This is a genomic window from Pandoraea fibrosis (assembly GCF_000807775.2).
GTDB classification, from domain to species: domain Bacteria; phylum Pseudomonadota; class Gammaproteobacteria; order Burkholderiales; family Burkholderiaceae; genus Pandoraea; species Pandoraea fibrosis.
This window is the reverse complement of sequence record NZ_CP047385.1, coordinates 4,950,736-4,967,313: the sequence shown is the minus strand read 5'-3', so window position 1 is coordinate 4,967,313 and position 16,578 is coordinate 4,950,736. Positions and strand designations below refer to the sequence as shown.

The window sequence follows — 16,578 nt, the reverse complement described above, 5'->3', positions numbered from 1 at the left end:
GAGCGGGGTGCCAGTCCCTTCGCGCACAACGTCGGACGTTGCCGCGCGCTACCACTGCTTTTCAAGCACGAGCGGCCCCGGCGTGGCGGTACGGCTCACCGCGTAGCCGTTGCCGGTGAACCAGGCGCGCAATTCTTTGACCATATCCGGATTGCCACACACCATGATGCGCGATGTCGCCGGATCGAGCGTCGCACCCATCGCGGTCTCCAGTTCCCCCGAGGCTAGCAACGACGTGACGCGTCCATGCAGCGCCTCCGGCGTTTGCTCCCGTGTTACGCACACGGCGAAGCGAAGTTTGTCGACCAGTGACGGATCGATGTCCGGATGCGAGAAGTGCCGCAGTTCTTCGTAGTAAGCCAGATCGCGTTCCCAGCGCACGCTGTGTACGACGAAGATGCGCTTGAAGCGTTGCCAGACGGCGGGATCGCGCAGGATCGACACGAACGGCGCCAGGCCGGTGCCGGTGGCGAGCAGCCAGAGGTCGTCGCCGCCGGTGAACCGGTCAAGCGTCAGGAAGCCGTATGCCGTGTGATCTACGAACAGTTCGTCGCCGACCTTGAGCCGCGAAAGACGAGGCGTCAACTGTCCTTCGGGAATCGTAATTACGTAGAACTCCAATGTATCTTCGGCGGGCGAGTTGACGAAGGAATACGCTCGCCAGATCAATTCGCCGTCGTCGCCCGGCAGCCCCAGTCGCACGAACTGGCCCGCCGTGAATTGCAAGCCGGCGGGGCGCGTGGTCTTGATGCTGAAGATCGTCGGCGTCCAGAAATGCATGCCGGTGACCGTTTGCGGCGAGTATTTCGTCTGCGCTTGCATGCGGGAGCCTCCTCGCGATTCACGCTTCACACGGTTCAGTGTAACGCGCAGCGACATGTTGTGTGGCGAGACCCTGCTCACGTGCGGGATTCCGCCGATTCATCCTGTCGACGGTCGCGACGCTCAGGCATTCATGCGTCGTGGTGAGCGCCCAATGCCGGCTGAGGCGGGAGTGCCGACGGTGTCTCCGGCATGTCGGGCAAGTGCTGCAACAGCCACGTTGTCAGTTCGTCGATGACCTTCTCGCGGTCGAGGTCATTGAGCGTTTCGTGAAAGTGCCCGGGATACAGGCGTAGCGTCTTGTCTTGCGACGCGGCGTTGTCATGAAATTGTTCGCTCGCCCACGGCGCAGTGAGCCGGTCGGCGGTGCCATGAAAAATGTAGAGAGGCAGATGAAGCGCATTGGCGTTGGCATGAATCCGCGCCATTGCGTCGAGCAGCTCGGCGGCCGTGCGCGCAGGCGTGCCGCGATAGGCGTTGAGCGGATCTTTTTTCGCGGCGGCCACGACGGCTTCGTCGCGCGCGATCATCGCGGGATCGATCTTGAACACACGGACTTTGGGCAGCCAACGCGACACCCAGCGTCCGGCCGTCACCATCCACGCTGCGACGGGTTCGCCGGGGGCAAGCGCCGGGCTGCTCAGCATCAGGCCGCGTACATTGGCCGGTGCCCGCGTGATGGTGAATAGCGCCGCGATGGCGCCCCCCATGCTGTGGCCTAGCAGGAAGAGCGGCGTCGGACCATACGTGGTGCGCACATGGGTGAGGAAGATCTCCGTATCGTCGAGGTACTCGTCGAAGTGGTTGACGAAGACTCGTGCACCGCCTGAGCGGCCATGCCCGCGCAGATCGTAAGTGACGGTGGCGATGCCGTGAGTGGCGAAATGTTCGGCCAGCCGCGCGTAGCGTCCTCCGTGCTCCCCCATGCCATGAACGATGGCGACGACTCCACGCAGCGGCTCGCCGCCGCTCTCCGGCTGCCAGCGATGAACATGCAGAGACAGGCCGTCGCTGGCCTGCAGACGCGATTCCGAATAGGTGGTCATGTCTCCTCCTGCCGCGAGGGCCGGGTGGCCGTCATGCATGCGACGGCACTGCGATTATCGGGTGCGCCATTCGATCATAGGCGCCCTGGCGACGGGGCGATTTCTCTAGAGGAAATGCACCACAAGGATACTGGCTGTGCGTCACGATTTGCATAAAAATAGCACGATCGTTCGGGGTTGGGCGTGCCTGTGAAGACGGGCATCTCCTCGGTTCCGGCGCCGCTATCGCGAGGATCGTGCATTCGTGGCCATTCGACAGAACGTCAAAAATGCTCGCCACAAAATACCTCAAATATGCAATAAATGCGTCATTTGCTGTGTGGTTATAATGGCAGCGGATTGACGTAAACGTAACTTTGGAGCGAGTTCATGAAGATCCTGGTACCGGTCAAACGGGTAGTGGATTACAACGTAAAGGTTCGCGTGAAGAGCGACGGCAGCGGCGTCGACATTGCGAACGTGAAGATGTCGATGAATCCGTTCGACGAAATCGCGGTGGAAGAGGCAGTGCGCCTGAAGGAAGCGGGCGTAGCCACGGAAGTGATCGCGGTGTCGGCGGGCGTGGCGCAGTCGCAGGAGACGCTGCGCACGGCGCTGGCCATCGGCGCGGATCGCGCGATCCTGATCGAGTCGGACGAGGAATTGCAGCCGCTGGCGGTGGCCAAGCTGCTCAAGGCGATCGTGGACAAGGAGCAACCGCAACTGGTGATCCTTGGCAAGCAAGCGATCGACGACGACTCCAATCAAACCGGTCAGATGCTCGCGGCGCTTGCCAGGCTGCCGCAGGCGACGTTCGCCTCGAAGGTGACGGTGGCGGATAACCGGGCACAGGTCACGCGCGAGGTGGACGGCGGTCTGGAGACGGTGTCGCTGTCGTTGCCGGCAGTGATCACGACGGACTTGCGCCTGAACGAGCCGCGTTATGTGACGCTGCCCAACATCATGAAGGCGAAGAAGAAGCCGCTGGAGACGGTCAAGCCTGCGGATCTGGGCGTGGATGTGAGCCCGCGTCTGAAGACGCTGAAGGTGGCCGAGCCGCCCAAGCGCAGCGCAGGGGTGAAGGTGGCGGACGTGGCAGCGCTCGTCGATAAGCTGAAGACCGAAGCGAAGGTCATCTAAGGGAGACGACGAGATGAGCATTCTGGTAATTGCCGAACACGACAACCAATCGATCAAGGCGGCGACGCTCAACACGGTGACGGCAGCGCTGCAATGCGGCGACGACGTGCACGTGCTGGTGGCCGGCTCGAACGCGAAGGCGGCGGCTGACGCGGCTGCGCAGATCGCGGGCGTGAAGAAGGTGCTGCTGGCGGATGCGCCGTACTTCGCCGACGGTCTGGCCGAGAACATCGCCGACGAGGTGGTGTCGATCGCGGGCAACTATTCGCACATTCTGGCCACGGCCACCGCCTACGGCAAGAACATCGCGCCGCGCGTGGCAGCGCTGCTGGACGTCGCACAGATTTCGGATATCACGAAGGTCGACAGCGCCGACACGTTCGAGCGTCCGATCTATGCGGGCAACGCGATTGCGACGGTGCAAAGCGCGGACAAGGTGAAAGTGATCACGGTGCGCTCGACGGGTTTCGACCCGGCGGCGGCGACGGGCGGCAGCGCGGCGGTGGAAGCCGTGGCGGCAACGCCGGACGCGGGCGTGTCGCAGTTCGTGGGGCGTGAGGTGACGAAGCTGGACCGTCCGGAGCTCACGAGCGCGAAGATCATCGTCTCGGGTGGCCGGGGGCTGGGCAGCGGGGAGAACTACACCAAGGTGCTGGAGCCGCTGGCGGACAAGCTGGGTGCGGCGCTGGGCGCGTCGCGCGCGGCGGTGGACGCGGGGTATGTGCCGAACGACTATCAGGTGGGTCAGACGGGCAAGATCGTGGCACCGCAGTTGTATATCGCGGTGGGGATTTCCGGGGCGATCCAGCACTTGGCCGGGATGAAGGATTCGAAGGTGATCGTGGCGATCAACAAGGATCCGGAAGCGCCGATTTTCTCGGTGGCGGACTACGGTCTGGTGGGCGATCTGTTCACGGTGGTGCCGGAACTGACGGGCGCGCTGTAAGCGTGTCGTGAGGTGACGTTGCGGGAGCGCATGCGAGTGCCTCCCGCAGCCGATCCGCATGAGGAGGCGGTCGGCCAGCGACCCGGCATCTTCATGCGAATCGGTCAAACAAAATAACAAGAACCCCGGCATTTGCCACCATCAGCAGGCAATTGGAATCCCTTGGAGGAACGACATGAGTTATCAGGCCCCGATCAAGGACATGCAGTTCGTGATGAACGAACTGGCGGACCTGACGAGCATCGCGGCATTGCCGGGCTATGAGGATGCCTCGCCCGAACTTGCGCAGGCCGTGCTCGAGGAAGCCGCACGTTTCAATCAGGAAGTGTTGGCGCCGCTGAACGTCATTGGCGATCAACAGCCGAGTACGTGGAAGGAGGGTGTCGTCACCACGACGCCGGGTTTCAAGGACGCCTTCCGGAAGTTTTCGGAAGCCGGCTGGCAGGGGGTGCTGCATCCACAGGAGTTCGGCGGACAGGGGCTGCCCAAGCTCGTCGCCACGCCCTGCACGGAAATGCTCAATGCCGCGAATCTGTCGTTCGCCCTGTGCCCGCTGCTGACCGATGGCGCGGTCGAAGCATTGCTCACCGCAGGTACCGACGCACAACGTGCGCTCTACGTCCCGAAGCTGCTCTCGGGCGAGTGGACCGGCACGATGAACCTGACCGAGCCGCAGGCCGGGTCCGATCTCGCGTTGGTGCGCACGCGTGCTGAGCGCGAAGCGGACGGCACCTATCGCATCTTCGGCACGAAGATCTTCATCACGTTCGGCGAGCACGACATGGCAGGGAACATCGTGCATCTCGTGCTGGCGCGCACGCCCGATGCGCCGCCGGGCGTGAAGGGCATTTCGCTGTTCATCGTACCGAAGTTCGATGTCGATGCCGAGGGCAATCTCGGCGCGCGCAACGATGTGCATTGCGTGTCCATCGAACATAAGCTCGGTATCAAGGCGAGCCCGACCGCGGTGCTGCAATTCGGCGACAACGGCGGGGCGAAGGGCTACCTCATCGGCGAGGAGAATCGCGGTCTCGAATACATGTTCATCATGATGAACGCCGCACGTTTTGCGGTGGGCATGCAAGGTGTGGCCGTGGCCGACCGGGCTTATCAGCACGCCGTGGCGTATGCACGCGATCGTCTGCAAAGCCGCCCGGTGGATGGCTCCTCACGCGACGCCGTGTCGATCATCCATCACCCTGACGTCAAGCGCATGCTCATGACGATGCGTGCACTGACCGAAGGTGCGCGCGCCCTCGCTTATGTGGCAGCGGCGCAGGCCGATATCGGACATCACGCCGCCGATGCCGCCGAGCGCAAACGTGCGCAGGCTGTCTACGAGTTCCTCGTGCCGATCGTGAAGGGCTGGAGCACGGAAATGTCGCTGGAGGTCACGAGCCTTGGCGTGCAGGTGCACGGCGGCATGGGCTTCATTGAAGAGACGGGCGCCGCACAGTACTATCGCGACGCACGCATTCTTCCCATCTACGAAGGCACGACAGCGATTCAGGCGAACGACCTGATCGGCCGCAAGACCTTGCGCGATGGCGGCGCGGTGGCGCGTGCGTTGTGCGAGCAGATCCTCTCGACGGAGAACGAACTGCGCGCGGCGGGCGGTGTGGGACATTCGGTGGCGGAGCGTCTCGCAAAGGGCCGCGAAGCGTTGTCGATCGTAGTCGATTACGTGGTTGCCAACACGCAGGACAACGCGAATGCCGTGTTTGCGGGCAGCGTGCCGTACCTGAAGCTCGCTGGTATCGTGCTGGGTGGCTGGCAGATGGGGCGCGCGTTGCTCGCGGCGCAAAAATTGCGCGATCAGGACCCGTCGTTCTACGACGCCAAGATCGGCACGGCCCGTTTCTTCGCGGATCACATCCTCACGCAGGCGCCGGGTCTTGCGCAGACGATTACCGAGGGGGCGGACTCGGCGCTGTCGCTGACCGAAGCGCAGTTCTGAGCGAGCGTTGTGACGCGACAAAAAAGGCGACCTGCGGGTCGCCTTTTTCATGGGAGAGACCATCGTGCCGATGTGCACGGCATGGACGAAAAAAAACGGCACTGCTTTCGCAGTGCCGTGTATTGGGTCCCCGCCTCAGCCGCTAAGCCGGCATCCTGAACCGTGAGGCTCAAGGTGGTCGCGGTTAGTAGCGCTTTGGGTTCATCAGACAGAGTGACGCTCACGCCAGCACTACAAACTTCCGCAACCTGCAACAGATCATTGGTTCAAGGAATCTATGACTTTCGCGAACCAGGCAGGGAAAACTAACCTTTTGAATCGGACGGTAGCGAGTGAGTTTTCAGCTTTGATACTGATCGATCACAGCGCTTAATCGTTCGTGCATGCGTTGCATTCTACTCTGAATTTCTTCGGCGGGGAATGCTTGTCCGGCAGCAATACTTTTTTCCAGGGCAAGCAATTCGGATGCCAGGCTCAACGCTGCCATGACGGCAATGCGGTCGGTACCGCGCACGCTGCTCTGGGCGCGAACCTTGCTCATTTCGGCATCGACGCGCGACACGGCGGACAGCAGATCAGCCTCATGTTCCGGCGGGCAGGCCAGCCGGTAGGACTGTTCGAGAATATTGACTTCGAGCTGCTTGATCGTCATGCGTTTTCTCCACCGGGGGTGCCGAGCAGATCCATCTGACCCTCAGCGGGGTTTTGCGTAGGGAGCTTTTCCAGGATGGCGTTCAGGCGAACCTGGGCCTCGTCGATCTTGGCCGCGAGCTGATCGCGCTGCAAACGCAGGGCGTCGCGCTCGGCACGTAATTGCTCGATGGCGACGCGCGTTTCGTCGCATTCGGCGCGCGCGCGATCGAGTTCGGCGAGCAGGGCTTGATTGTGTTGATGGAAACGTTGGCTTATCACAACCAACTGTTCCATTTTATCGGTGAGATTGTCGAGATCGGTGAGCATCGGGCTGCGTCCTCATAATTGCCCTACATTCTAACGGAATCGGCGGCCAATGCCCGACGATCGAGCATTGACGCTCTTTCGAATGGCCCCTACACTTGCGGCACTTCGGTGCTCGCGCACGCCCCTCCGGCATGCGCAGTTAAACGGGAAACAGGGAGCCGCGTCCCCACACGGGCTGGCCAACCTGTGCTGCCCCCGCAACGGTAAGTCATCCTTTCGGCCCGAAAGGTTTCCGAAAACGCGCTTCGCCTCTATTGCCACTGTGAGTTATCCGCTCGCGGGAAGGCCGGTCAGGCGCGATGATGACCAGCCCGGATACCGGCCCAAGTGAGTGGGGAAAAGCCATGCCGCCCGGCCATGCCATGGGCGGCTTGTCGTCGTTTTCATGTGTCGATGCTCAGCATCCGTGACGTGTCTGCGGCGCTCCCCTTGCGCCAGCGGCCCGCGGGGGACGGGTCTAGGCAATAAGAAAACTACGGAAGTCACACCAGATCATGCGCACCCACGTTCGCGCGATGGCGCTGCACGCGCCTGCCTTTGCTCGCCTGGCCCCGGCGAGCGCCGCCTTGGTTCCCGCCCCGCACTGCCTCGCCCTTGCCGCCGCTATGCTCGCTGCGAGCGTTGGCGCTCACGCACAGTCGTCGCCATCGACCGATGCGACGCCCGCCGCTCCGATCATCGTTGCCGCCAACACGGCCGCGAATCCCACGGCCGCCCAGCTAGAGACAACCGTCGTGACGGCCTCGCGCACCGAACAGAAGCTGGCCGACACGCTCGCCGCCACCTCGGTGATCACCCGTGAGGACATCGAACAAAGCCAGGCGCAAGATCTGCCGACGCTGCTGCGCGGTCAGGCCGGCGTGGAAATCGTGCAGAACGGTGGCTTCGGCACATCGGCCAGCATCTTCATGCGCGGTGCGGCATCGAACGCCTCGCTCGTGCTCATCGACGGCGTGCCGGTCAACTCGGCCACGTCGGGCACGACCAACATCGCGCAGATTCCGGTGTCGCAGATCGATCACATCGAGATTGTGCGAGGCAACGTCTCGGCCCTGTACGGCTCGCAAGCCGTGGGCGGCGTGATTCAGATCTTCACGCGCAAGGGCGACGGCGGTCCGCCGCGCGCCTATGCCGAAGTGGGCTACGGCACCAATAACACCACGCAGGCCAACGCCGGTATTGCCGGATCGTTCGAAGACGGCAAGACCCGCTTCTCGCTGGACGTCTCGCGTTTTCACACTAACGGCATTTCCGCACAAGATCCGCGATTCGCGCCGAAGGTCAACCCGAACCGCAACGGCGACGACAACACGAGCGTGAGCGCATCGCTCTCGCGCAAGTTCGGCGACACATGGGAAGCCGGCGTGCGTTTGTTCCAGAGCGACGGCAGCAGCAGCTACGACAACGCCTTCGGCAAGCCGACCGATCTGAACGACACCGACGCTCGTGTGCGTCAGATTTCGGGCTACGTGAAAGGCAACATCACGGACAAGTGGAACACGCGCTTCACCGTCACGCAGGGCGACGATTACAGCTACAACTACCTGAATGGCAAGGGCAACGGCAACTTCCACACGTCGAGCAACCAGATCGACTGGGCCAACGAATATGCCTTCATGCCGAACCAGAAGCTGATCGCCGGGTACACGCGCCTGGAACAGACGGTCGAGAGCAACACCAACTTCGGCCGCAACAACCGCCATCTCGATTCGCCCTATCTGGGCTACGAAGGCACGTTCGGCAAGCATCAGGTGCAGGCGAACGTGCGCCGCGACGTGTACTCCGACTTCGGCGGGGCCAACAGCTACTGGCTGGGCTATGGCTACCACCTGACCAATCAGTGGAAGATCATGGCCAATGCGTCGGACGGCTTCCGCGCGCCGACCTTCAACGAGTTGTTCTACCCGGGCTACGGCAATCCGAACCTGCAACCGGAACGTTCGATCTCCAAGGAACTGGCCGTTCAGTTCGACGGCGGCGAACGTCTCGGTCTGGTCAAGTTGACTGGGTTCCAGACCAACTATACGAACCTCATCCAGTCGCTGACGGTGTTCCCGTACACTGCCGCGAACGTGGCCAAGGCGCGTGTCGAAGGTCTTGAGCTGACCTACACGGGGCGCCCGCTCTTCGGCGTGGACGTGCGCGCGTCGTTCACACGTCAGAACCCGACCGATCTGGATGCCGACAAGCAACTCGCGCGTCGTGCCAAGCAGTTCGGATCGATCGGCCTGTCGAAAACGTTCGACAAGTTCACCGTCGGCGGCGATGTGTTCTACAGTGGCGAGCGTTACGATACGGGCGGCCAGCATCTCGGCGCTTACACGCTCGTCAACCTGCGGGCGCGCTACGATATCGACAAATCCTGGTACGTCTCGGCGCACCTGGACAACGTCTTCAACAAGAACTACCAGACGGTCTATGCCTACAACACCCTCGGGCGCGCGATTTACGTCTCGCTCGGCTGGAAACAGTTCTAACGACGTCCCGGCAGGGCGGAACGTGGCATGACGCTGCGTCGCGCGCTCGCCATCTGGGCAGGACTGGCCGGCGTTGCGCTGGTCGTTCTGCTCGCGTCGCTCATGCTGGGCAGCGTGCCGGTCTCGTTGGGCGAGATCGGCACGTTGTTGCTGGGTCACGACGCCGGTCTTGCCGGCGACGTGGTCTGGCGCCTGCGTCTGCCGCGTGCGCTCGCGGCGTTTGCCTGCGGCGGCCTGCTCGCCGTCGCCGGCACGCTGATGCAGACCCTGTTGCGCAATCCACTCGCCGACCCCTACGTGTTGGGGATTTCGGGCGGCGCAGGGGTGGCCGCGCTCACCTCGCTGGCGCTCATGTTGCCCTTCTTCTGGGTGCAAACGAGTGCCTTCGCCGGCGCGCTCGCGGCCATCGCTATCGTGATGGCGCTCTCGCACCGCAGTTTCCTGCACCCTGGCGATCAGGACAGCAGCACCAAGCTACTGCTCACTGGCGTGATGATGGCCGCCGGCTTCGGCGCACTTGCCACGCTCATTCTCACGCTTGCGCCCGATGCCAGCCTGCGCGGCATGCTGTTCTGGCTCACCGGCGATCTGAACGGCGTCGACCGGGCCGCCCTGCCGTTGATCGTGCTGGCGGTTACGCTGCTCATTGTGTGTCCCGTGGCGCATCGGCTGAACGTGCTCTTGCGCGGCGAAGCGGTGGCGCAGGCCGTTGGTGTTGCCGTCGGCCCGCTGCGTGCCCGTATCTATCTGGCGGCGTCGCTGGCCACGGCGGTTGCCGTGACAACGGCCGGCAGCATCGGCTTCATCGGACTTGTCGTGCCGCACATTCTGCGTCTGCGTTTCGGCAACGATCAGCGCATGCTGTTGCCTGCCGCTGCGCTCGCCGGCGGTGCGTTGCTCATGCTCGCCGATCTGGTGGCGCGCACGATCATCGCCCCGACGCAACTCCCCGTCGGTGTCATTACCGCGATGATCGGCGTGCCGGTCTTTCTGTGGCTCCTTTCCCGGCGGGCCATCCGATGAGTCTACCGCTGCTGCAAACCCATGCCCTCACATTGCGCGCCGGCGAGCGTGTGCTCGTCGATTGGCTCGATCTTGCCGTCGCGACGGGGGAGTGCTGGTGTCTGGCAGGACCGAACGGGGCTGGCAAGACCACATTGCTCGGCACGCTCGCCGGCTTGCGTCCGATGGAGAGCCGCCCACAGCGCGGCGCGGCCATTGCCGGCAGTGGTCGCGTGGAGATCGGCGGCAAGCCACTGGCGCAGTGGCGTGCCGCGCCGCTTGCCAGGGTGCGGGCGCTGATGCCGCAGCAAACACGCGACGCGTTCGGCGCCACGGCCCTCGAAGTCGTGCTGGCCGGACGTCACCCGTATCTGACGCAAGGGCGCTGGGGCGCGTGGGAGTCGGACGAAGACGTGGCCACCGCTATGGCGGCGCTCGCACAAGTCGGTCTGGAAGCCTTTGCGGCGCGTGATGTCACGACGCTCTCGGGCGGCGAGCGTCAGCGTGTGTCGCTGGCCGCTGTACTGGCGCAGGCCACGCCACTGTTGCTGCTCGACGAGCCGGTGGCCCATCTCGACCTGCATCATCAGATCGACGCCCTCGAACAGGTGTCGCGCCACGCGCAACGTGACGAAGCCGCCGTCATCTTCTCGTGCCACGATCTGAATCTCGCGCGGCGCTTCGCCACGCACGCGCTGTTGCTCGATGGCCGTGGCGGCTGGCGCGCCGGCCCCGTGCATGAAGTGCTTTCGGCCGAACATTGCAGCGATGCTTTCGGCTATCCGCTGCGCCTCATTCGCGATGGCGAGGACGAGGCACTCGTGCCCGTGCGCCGTTCCTGAACGCCATGCATGACGCTACCGTATCCACTCGCCCCGTAATCCGTCGGCGTACACTCTCACCCGCATGCGGCCGTCCTGCGCTGCATGCCCGCTTTTGACAGGTGCCCTTCATGACGCAAGACAAGCCGCAACCCACACCGCCGTCCCAACCGGAAGCCGACACCGAGAACGACGGCCGCAACGAGCGCCATCGCACGCGCATGGTGCGCAAGAAGGCCGTCATCGACGACAAGATCGCCCAGGCGCAGCGCGACTGTGGCGTGATTGTCATCACGACCGGCAACGGCAAGGGCAAGTCGAGTTCCGGCTTCGGCATGGTGGTGCGCGCGATGGGCCACGGCATGAAGACGGGCGTCGTGCAATTCATCAAGGGCGCGATCCCGACCGGCGAGGAAAAATTCCTGCGTCGCTTTCCCGAAGCGTGCGAGTTCCATGTGATGGGCGAAGGCTATACGTGGGAGACGCAAGACCGCACACGCGACATCGCCAAAGCGGAAGCGGCCTGGGAGCAGGCGCGTCGCATGTTGCGCGACCCGTCGTTCGGCCTGGTGCTGTTCGACGAACTGAATATCGCGCTCAAGCTCGGCTATCTCGATGTGAATACCGTGGTGGCCGATCTGGCGGCGCGTCCCGAGATGCAGCACGTCGTGATCACCGGTCGCGGTGCCCCGCAGGCGCTCATCGACGCCGCCGACACCGTGACCGACATGACGCCGGTGAAGCACGCGTTTGCCCAGGGCATCCGCGCGCAGCCCGGCGTGGAAATGTAATCTTCGCTTCATCGTTTCAGGACGTCTCCGTATGACCGCTTTTCGCCCGTTGCTTAACGAACTGTTCGATATCGCAGCGCCGTCCTCCGAGATGGACGCCGCACTCGACCATGCCATCGACATCAAGACGAAGCCGCCGGGCAGTCTGGGCGCGCTCGAGCGCGTCGCCCATCAGATCGGCCGGATTCAGCAAAGTGTGGCCCCCGATCTCGCGCGTCCCACGATGCTGGTTTTCGCGGGCGATCACGGCGTGGTGGCGGCCGGCGTGAGTCCGTATCCGCAGGCAGTGACAGCGCAGATGGTGCTTAACTTCCTGAGAGGCGGCGCGGCGATCAATGTGTTCTGTCGTACGCATGGCATTGAGCTTGAAGTGGTCAACGCCGGTGTGGCGGCAGACTTTCCGACGCACGCGTCGCTCGTCGACATTCCTGTGGCGCGCGGCACGCAGAATTTCCTCGACGCGCCGGCCATGACGCGTGAGCAACTCGACACGGCGCTGGCTGCCGGTGCGGCGCGTGTCGTCGCACATGCGTCGCGGGGCGCGCGCATGATCGGCTTCGGTGAGATGGGCATCGGCAACACGTCGTCGGCGGCGTGTCTGATGCAGCGACTGACCGGCCTGCCGCTCGCCGCCTGTGTCGGTCGTGGCACGGGCGTCGATGACGAAGGACTGGCGCGCAAGACGGCCATTCTCGAACGCGCGCTCGCGGCGCATCCGGCCACCGGCGATACCCCCGATCCGCTGGAAACGCTCGCGACCTTCGGTGGCTTCGAGATCGCCATGATGACGGGCGCGTATCTCGCCGCCGCGAAGCTTGGGCTCGTGATCGTCGTGGACGGCTTCATCAGCACCTCTGCGCTGCTCGTGGCCGCGCGGGTATCGCCGGCGGTACTCGACTACTGTGTCTTCGCGCACGCCTCGGATGAAACCGGCCATCGCGCGATGCTCGATATCCTGGGCGCAAGACCGTTGCTGCAATTGGGGCTGCGTCTGGGGGAGGGCACGGGGGCCGCGCTGGCGATGCCGTTGATTCAGGCCGCTGCCGCATTCTTGCGTGAGATGGCGACGTTCGAAGACGCGGGCGTGAGCGATCGCGAGGCCGCAGGGCAATGACGACCCCGTCCCCCGACCCCTTGCACGATGCGGCACCGCCGTCGCGCGATCTGGTGACGCAGGATCCGCCGGCGCACGCGCAGACTGCGTCGCCGTCGTTCGGGGACGCCAGGGGACAGTTGCGACTCTTTCTTAGCGCGCTTGGCTTCTTCACGCGCGTGCCGATTCCGCAGTGGGTCGGTTATTCCCCCGAACAGTTGAATGCCGCGACGCGTTATTTCCCGCTCGTCGGCGTGTTCGTCGGCGCAGTCGTCGCGTTGCTGACGGTAGCGATGGGGAAGTTGTGGTCGCCGCCTCTCGCCATCGCGCTCGGGTTGGGGGTGAGTGTGCTGCTCACAGGGGCGTTTCACGAGGACGGACTGGCCGATTCGGTCGATGCGTTCGGTGGCGCGTTCACGCGTGAGCGCGTGCTGGAGATCATGCACGACTCGCGCATCGGCACCTACGGCGCCGTGGCGTTGTGGCTGGCGCTTGCCGTGAAGTGGCAAGCGCTCGTCGACATTCAGTCGGCAGTGGGGTGGGGCGGGTTTGCCGTGGTGCTGATCGGCGCACATGCGGCGAGCCGCAGCATGGCCATCAGCCTGCTGCGCACGCTCGACTATGTGCGTGCGCAAGGCAAGGCCAAACCCGTTGCCCAGCGGCTCAGCCTGAACGGACTCATGTTCGGTATCGCATGCAGCGTGCCGTGGTGGCTATGGCCGGACTGGCGCGCGGGCGTGACCGGCGCTGTCGTGCTGGTCGCCGTGCGCGCAGGCTTCATTCGCTATCTGCGCCGGCGTCTCGGTGGCTATACCGGCGATACGCTGGGCTTCGCTCAGCAAATCGGCGAACTCGCGTTATACCTGACGGTGTGCGCGTGGATCTGATACTGATGCGGCATCCGCCGCCGGACATCGCGCCAGGACTTTGCTACGGACGCACCGATTTGCCGGTCGATGCGGCGCGCTTCGATGCGTCGGTGGCGGCGATGCAGGCCAAGCTCGCGGCGTTGCTCGATGATCGCACGCCCGTGGCGATCCACAGCAGTCCCCTGCGACGCGCGCGCCGCGCCGCCGAGGTGCTGGCGACGTCGTTTGGTTTGCCCGTGACGGTAGACGAGCGTCTTGCCGAGATGGACTTTGGCACATGGGAAATGCAGCCATGGGACGCCATCGACCGAAACGATCTCGACGCCTGGGCGCGCGATGTCGGTGGCTATGCGCCGCCCGGCGGTGAGTCGGCGCGAGATATCGTGTTGCGTATGGACGCCTGGGCGCGGGCGTTACGCGGCGCAGCTAGCGCCACGCGTGACGTGCACGACGTGCATGTGGTCGTGGCGCACGCCGGGCCGATTCGTCTGCACACGGCGACCGCGCTGCGTATGCCCACGACGGCATGTCTGTCGTGGTCGCTCGATTTTGGTGGCCTCTGCCACCTTCGCCTCGACGACGACGGCAACGCCCGCTTGCTTCGCTGGAACGCTTGAATTGACGCAGGTCGCGACGCCTCGACCTGCGCAGCCATTTCCCGGGTTCGTATTACTGAGCGGCCGACGTGCGACGCGAACGCGCGACGTCGAGGTCTTCGCACATCGTGCGTGCGCCGTCGAGAATACGCGGGCCAGGCCGGTTGATGAGGTCGCCATCGATGCCGAACAGGTTGTTGTGTGCCACGGCGGGCAACTGCGGCCACTTGCGCCAACTGTCGAGCGTGGCGAGCGGCTTGTCTGACTTCGTGGCGCCCGGTGTCGCGGTGAACATCGCTTCGGGCCGTTTGGCCAGCACCGCTTCCACTGACACCCGCGGCACGAGCGGCGCTTCGTCGGCGAAGACGTTCACGCCGCCGCACAGCCGGATCACATCGCTGACCATATGCGTGCCGTTCAGGGTCATGAGCGGTTGCGTCCAGACCTGATAAAAAACGGACACTGGTGCGCGCGACGAATATTGCTTGCGCAGGGCTTCGTATCGCGTCCGGAACGCCTCCGCCGAGGCTCGCGCTTTGGCAGGCGTGCCGGTCAACGTGCCCAGCGTCTCGATGGCCGCAGGCAAGTCGGTCAGATGTTTCGGTTCGGAGTAGAACACCGGCAGTTTCAACTGACGCAGTGCTTCGACCTGACGCTGCGAGTTGCCATGCATCCACACCACGAGCAGGTCGGGCTTGAGCGAGAGAATGCGTTCGAGATCGAGCGCGCTGTTGTCGCCGACCCGCGGCAGTTTGCGGGCCGCTTCCGGATAGTCGGCATAGGCCACCACGCCCACCACCTTGTCGCCCGCGCCCGCTGCGAAGAGCAACTCGGTCGCATGCGGTGACAGGCTCACGATTCGTTGTGCCGGTGCCGCGAGCGTAACGGTGGCGCCGGTATCGTCTTTGACGGTGACGGCCGCATGGGCGCCGAGCGTGGCAATACAGGCGCTTACCAGGGCGATCAGGTGACGGTAGGGGCGGCGATTGGCCGTGTGATTGAGCGACATCGAGGCGGGCGGCTGAAATATGGGAGGGAGGGCGTTGGCGAAACGTCGCAATGACCGCCCGCCCACGTAACCGACCCGACATTCTCGGCGGGTTGCCGCGCTGCGACAAGGGCCGGATGTGCGCGCGCAGCGAACCGATGTCACGCGAGGGCTGTCGAACGAAGCGTGACGTCATGTGTCAGTATGCGTCAGACCGTCGACAGGTAAAGCGCCCAGCCATTCCGCGCGGGCCGACTGTCTGAGTGTTTATGGGAGTGGAAGTCGTGAAACGAAATATCGGATTGATGAGCGCACTGGCGCTCGCCCTGGTGACCCTGCTCGGTGCCTGTGCCGCCCCCGGCGGTGGGTCGGGTTCCAGCGCCAGCAGTACCGGGACTGGCAAGGTACAAGCCTACGGCGTGATCGACGGTGGCATAACGGTCGTGAAGTAACCGTCTGGCGGCCCCGCCCAGCGGCACACGAGACGAGTAGGCCCGAAACGACTGCGCCCCCTGACGCCGAAGCGTTCAGGGGGCGCAGTCGTTAACCGCGTGGAGCGCATGAAGCGCATGAAGCGCTCGACTAACCCGGTGTCACCGTGTTGTCAGCACGTTACTGGAGCGTGACGGGACACCGGAGCGGTACCGGGTTGGACAGGATACCGTACCGATGGCCGAAGCCTGGACAGTGTCTGGTCAACCGGCCTGCCGCGTTAGTTGGAGGCCGGCGCCGGGGCTGCCGCACCCGCGTCCGATGCCGGAGCGCTCATCGCGGCACCTGCATCGCTGGCCGGTGCCGATGCCGACGTGTCGGCGGCCGGCGCGGCCGTTTGATCTTCCTTCTTCGTACAACCGACCGTCACAACGGCAGCGGTCAGGAGCGTAGCAAGCAACAGAGGCAGTTTTTTCATTTGGTCGTCCTTTATATCTGGGGAAAGCCCTTGCGAAAGAACCTTCAGTCTAACGGCGCCCTCCGGCGATGACTGTGTGCATTTGTTGCAGAAATGCTTCAATTTGTAACGAAAAGGGCCCCAAACGCACGGTTTTTAATACGGTGTAAGCCGGGGTCCGTGGCGTCGATGTGCCCGATCG

The 16,578-nt window shown here is 63.9% G+C and carries 17 protein-coding genes, 1 other RNA gene and 1 riboswitch; of the genes, 11 read left to right on the top strand and 7 right to left on the bottom strand.

Annotation, left to right across the window (positions count from 1 at the left end; translation table 11 throughout):
• Nucleotides 1–48: 48 nt before the first annotated feature.
• Both PI93_RS21870 and PI93_RS21865 read right to left on the bottom strand, forming a co-directional pair.
• Nucleotides 49–822, bottom strand: a complete 774-nt coding sequence (locus PI93_RS21870) for a ferredoxin--NADP reductase (protein WP_039373861.1) — start codon at nucleotides 820–822, stop codon at nucleotides 49–51.
• A 131-nt stretch (nucleotides 823–953) separates the two neighbouring features.
• Nucleotides 954–1,868, bottom strand: coding sequence for an alpha/beta hydrolase (locus PI93_RS21865; RefSeq protein WP_236105757.1), 915 nt, complete (start codon nucleotides 1,866–1,868; stop codon nucleotides 954–956).
• A 369-nt stretch (nucleotides 1,869–2,237) separates the two neighbouring features.
• Between PI93_RS21865 and PI93_RS21860 the strand changes: the two genes are divergently transcribed.
• From PI93_RS21860 to PI93_RS21850, 3 genes are all read left to right on the top strand, one after another.
• Nucleotides 2,238–2,987, top strand: a complete 750-nt coding sequence (locus PI93_RS21860) for an electron transfer flavoprotein subunit beta/FixA family protein (protein ID WP_039375881.1) — start codon at nucleotides 2,238–2,240, stop codon at nucleotides 2,985–2,987.
• A gap of 13 nt (nucleotides 2,988–3,000) precedes the next feature.
• Entirely contained in the window at nucleotides 3,001–3,933 is a 933-nt protein-coding gene (locus PI93_RS21855; RefSeq protein ID WP_159372140.1) for an electron transfer flavoprotein subunit alpha/FixB family protein, read from the top strand.
• A gap of 175 nt (nucleotides 3,934–4,108) precedes the next feature.
• Nucleotides 4,109–5,890: an acyl-CoA dehydrogenase gene (locus PI93_RS21850; protein WP_039373899.1), complete on the top strand. Its 1,782-nt coding sequence runs from the start codon at nucleotides 4,109–4,111 to the stop codon at nucleotides 5,888–5,890.
• A gap of 123 nt (nucleotides 5,891–6,013) precedes the next feature.
• Here PI93_RS21850 and ssrS read toward each other — a convergent pair.
• The 3 genes from ssrS to PI93_RS21835 all read right to left on the bottom strand — a co-directional run bounded on the left by ssrS (nucleotide 6,014) and on the right by PI93_RS21835 (nucleotide 6,850).
• Nucleotides 6,014–6,195: non-coding RNA, 6S RNA (ssrS, locus tag PI93_RS21845), on the bottom strand.
• Between the two features lie 35 nt (nucleotides 6,196–6,230).
• Nucleotides 6,231–6,542, bottom strand: coding sequence for a cell division protein ZapA (locus PI93_RS21840; protein WP_039373901.1), 312 nt, complete (start codon nucleotides 6,540–6,542; stop codon nucleotides 6,231–6,233).
• Nucleotides 6,539–6,850 (bottom strand): hypothetical protein, encoded by a 312-nt coding sequence (locus tag PI93_RS21835; RefSeq protein WP_039373902.1) that lies wholly within the window; start codon nucleotides 6,848–6,850, stop codon nucleotides 6,539–6,541. Before PI93_RS21835 ends, PI93_RS21840 begins: the two co-directional genes overlap by 4 nt.
• 89 nt (nucleotides 6,851–6,939) lie before the next feature.
• Nucleotides 6,940–7,191, top strand: a riboswitch (cobalamin riboswitch).
• A gap of 153 nt (nucleotides 7,192–7,344) precedes the next feature.
• Here PI93_RS21835 and PI93_RS21830 point away from each other — a divergent pair.
• The 7 genes from PI93_RS21830 (at nucleotide 7,345) to PI93_RS21800 (ending at nucleotide 14,520) form a co-directional block, all read left to right on the top strand.
• On the top strand, nucleotides 7,345–9,327 hold the full coding sequence (locus tag PI93_RS21830) for a TonB-dependent receptor plug domain-containing protein (protein ID WP_039373903.1): 1,983 nt from the start codon (nucleotides 7,345–7,347) through the stop codon (nucleotides 9,325–9,327).
• A gap of 27 nt (nucleotides 9,328–9,354) precedes the next feature.
• Nucleotides 9,355–10,350, top strand: a complete 996-nt coding sequence (locus PI93_RS21825) for a FecCD family ABC transporter permease (protein WP_039373905.1) — start codon at nucleotides 9,355–9,357, stop codon at nucleotides 10,348–10,350.
• Complete coding sequence (locus PI93_RS21820) at nucleotides 10,347–11,171, top strand: ABC transporter ATP-binding protein (protein ID WP_039373906.1); 825 nt, start codon at nucleotides 10,347–10,349, stop codon at nucleotides 11,169–11,171. Before PI93_RS21825 ends, PI93_RS21820 begins: the two co-directional genes overlap by 4 nt.
• 110 nt (nucleotides 11,172–11,281) lie before the next feature.
• Nucleotides 11,282–11,941, top strand: a complete 660-nt coding sequence (gene cobO / locus PI93_RS21815) for a cob(I)yrinic acid a,c-diamide adenosyltransferase (RefSeq protein WP_052240939.1) — start codon at nucleotides 11,282–11,284, stop codon at nucleotides 11,939–11,941.
• 31 nt (nucleotides 11,942–11,972) lie between these two features.
• Entirely contained in the window at nucleotides 11,973–13,055 is a 1,083-nt protein-coding gene (gene cobT / locus PI93_RS21810; RefSeq protein ID WP_039373909.1) for a nicotinate-nucleotide--dimethylbenzimidazole phosphoribosyltransferase, read from the top strand.
• Complete coding sequence (locus tag PI93_RS21805; protein WP_080759375.1) at nucleotides 13,052–13,921, top strand: adenosylcobinamide-GDP ribazoletransferase; 870 nt, start codon at nucleotides 13,052–13,054, stop codon at nucleotides 13,919–13,921. The genes cobT and PI93_RS21805 overlap by 4 nt, the downstream gene beginning before the upstream one ends.
• The gene (locus PI93_RS21800) at nucleotides 13,912–14,520 is read left to right on the top strand and encodes a histidine phosphatase family protein (protein ID WP_039373934.1); all 609 of its coding nucleotides are present in this window, start codon (nucleotides 13,912–13,914) and stop codon (nucleotides 14,518–14,520) included. Before PI93_RS21805 ends, PI93_RS21800 begins: the two co-directional genes overlap by 10 nt.
• 52 nt (nucleotides 14,521–14,572) lie before the next feature.
• On the opposite strand, the gene PI93_RS21795 is transcribed toward PI93_RS21800, so the two are convergent.
• The gene (locus PI93_RS21795; protein ID WP_052240941.1) at nucleotides 14,573–15,508 is read right to left on the bottom strand and encodes a cobalamin-binding protein; all 936 of its coding nucleotides are present in this window, start codon (nucleotides 15,506–15,508) and stop codon (nucleotides 14,573–14,575) included.
• Between the two features lie 263 nt (nucleotides 15,509–15,771).
• Here PI93_RS21795 and PI93_RS21790 point away from each other — a divergent pair, with 263 nt between their 5' ends.
• Nucleotides 15,772–15,939 (top strand): hypothetical protein, encoded by a 168-nt coding sequence (locus tag PI93_RS21790; protein WP_158453322.1) that lies wholly within the window; start codon nucleotides 15,772–15,774, stop codon nucleotides 15,937–15,939.
• Nucleotides 15,940–16,199: 260 nt separating this feature from the next.
• On the opposite strand, the gene PI93_RS21785 is transcribed toward PI93_RS21790, so the two are convergent.
• On the bottom strand, nucleotides 16,200–16,397 hold the full coding sequence (locus PI93_RS21785) for a hypothetical protein (protein ID WP_010805479.1): 198 nt from the start codon (nucleotides 16,395–16,397) through the stop codon (nucleotides 16,200–16,202).
• Between the last annotated feature and the right edge of the window lie 181 nt (nucleotides 16,398–16,578).

Coding starts and splice junctions, on each gene's coding strand:
- PI93_RS21850 (WP_039373899.1), top strand. CDS start 4,109: ATGAGTTATCAGGCCCCGATCAAGGACATGCAGTTCGTGATGAACGAA.
- PI93_RS21840 (WP_039373901.1), bottom strand. CDS start 6,542: ATGACGATCAAGCAGCTCGAAGTCAATATTCTCGAACAGTCCTACCGG.
- cobO (WP_052240939.1), top strand. CDS start 11,282: ATGACGCAAGACAAGCCGCAACCCACACCGCCGTCCCAACCGGAAGCC.
- PI93_RS21830 (WP_039373903.1), top strand. CDS start 7,345: ATGCGCACCCACGTTCGCGCGATGGCGCTGCACGCGCCTGCCTTTGCT.
- cobT (WP_039373909.1), top strand. CDS start 11,973: ATGACCGCTTTTCGCCCGTTGCTTAACGAACTGTTCGATATCGCAGCG.
- PI93_RS21860 (WP_039375881.1), top strand. CDS start 2,238: ATGAAGATCCTGGTACCGGTCAAACGGGTAGTGGATTACAACGTAAAG.
- PI93_RS21865 (WP_236105757.1), bottom strand. CDS start 1,868: ATGACCACCTATTCGGAATCGCGTCTGCAGGCCAGCGACGGCCTGTCT.
- PI93_RS21805 (WP_080759375.1), top strand. CDS start 13,052: ATGACGACCCCGTCCCCCGACCCCTTGCACGATGCGGCACCGCCGTCG.
- PI93_RS21785 (WP_010805479.1), bottom strand. CDS start 16,397: ATGAAAAAACTGCCTCTGTTGCTTGCTACGCTCCTGACCGCTGCCGTT.
- PI93_RS21820 (WP_039373906.1), top strand. CDS start 10,347: ATGAGTCTACCGCTGCTGCAAACCCATGCCCTCACATTGCGCGCCGGC.
- PI93_RS21825 (WP_039373905.1), top strand. CDS start 9,355: ATGACGCTGCGTCGCGCGCTCGCCATCTGGGCAGGACTGGCCGGCGTT.
- PI93_RS21835 (WP_039373902.1), bottom strand. CDS start 6,850: ATGCTCACCGATCTCGACAATCTCACCGATAAAATGGAACAGTTGGTT.
- PI93_RS21870 (WP_039373861.1), bottom strand. CDS start 822: ATGCAAGCGCAGACGAAATACTCGCCGCAAACGGTCACCGGCATGCAT.
- PI93_RS21855 (WP_159372140.1), top strand. CDS start 3,001: ATGAGCATTCTGGTAATTGCCGAACACGACAACCAATCGATCAAGGCG.
- PI93_RS21795 (WP_052240941.1), bottom strand. CDS start 15,508: ATGTCGCTCAATCACACGGCCAATCGCCGCCCCTACCGTCACCTGATC.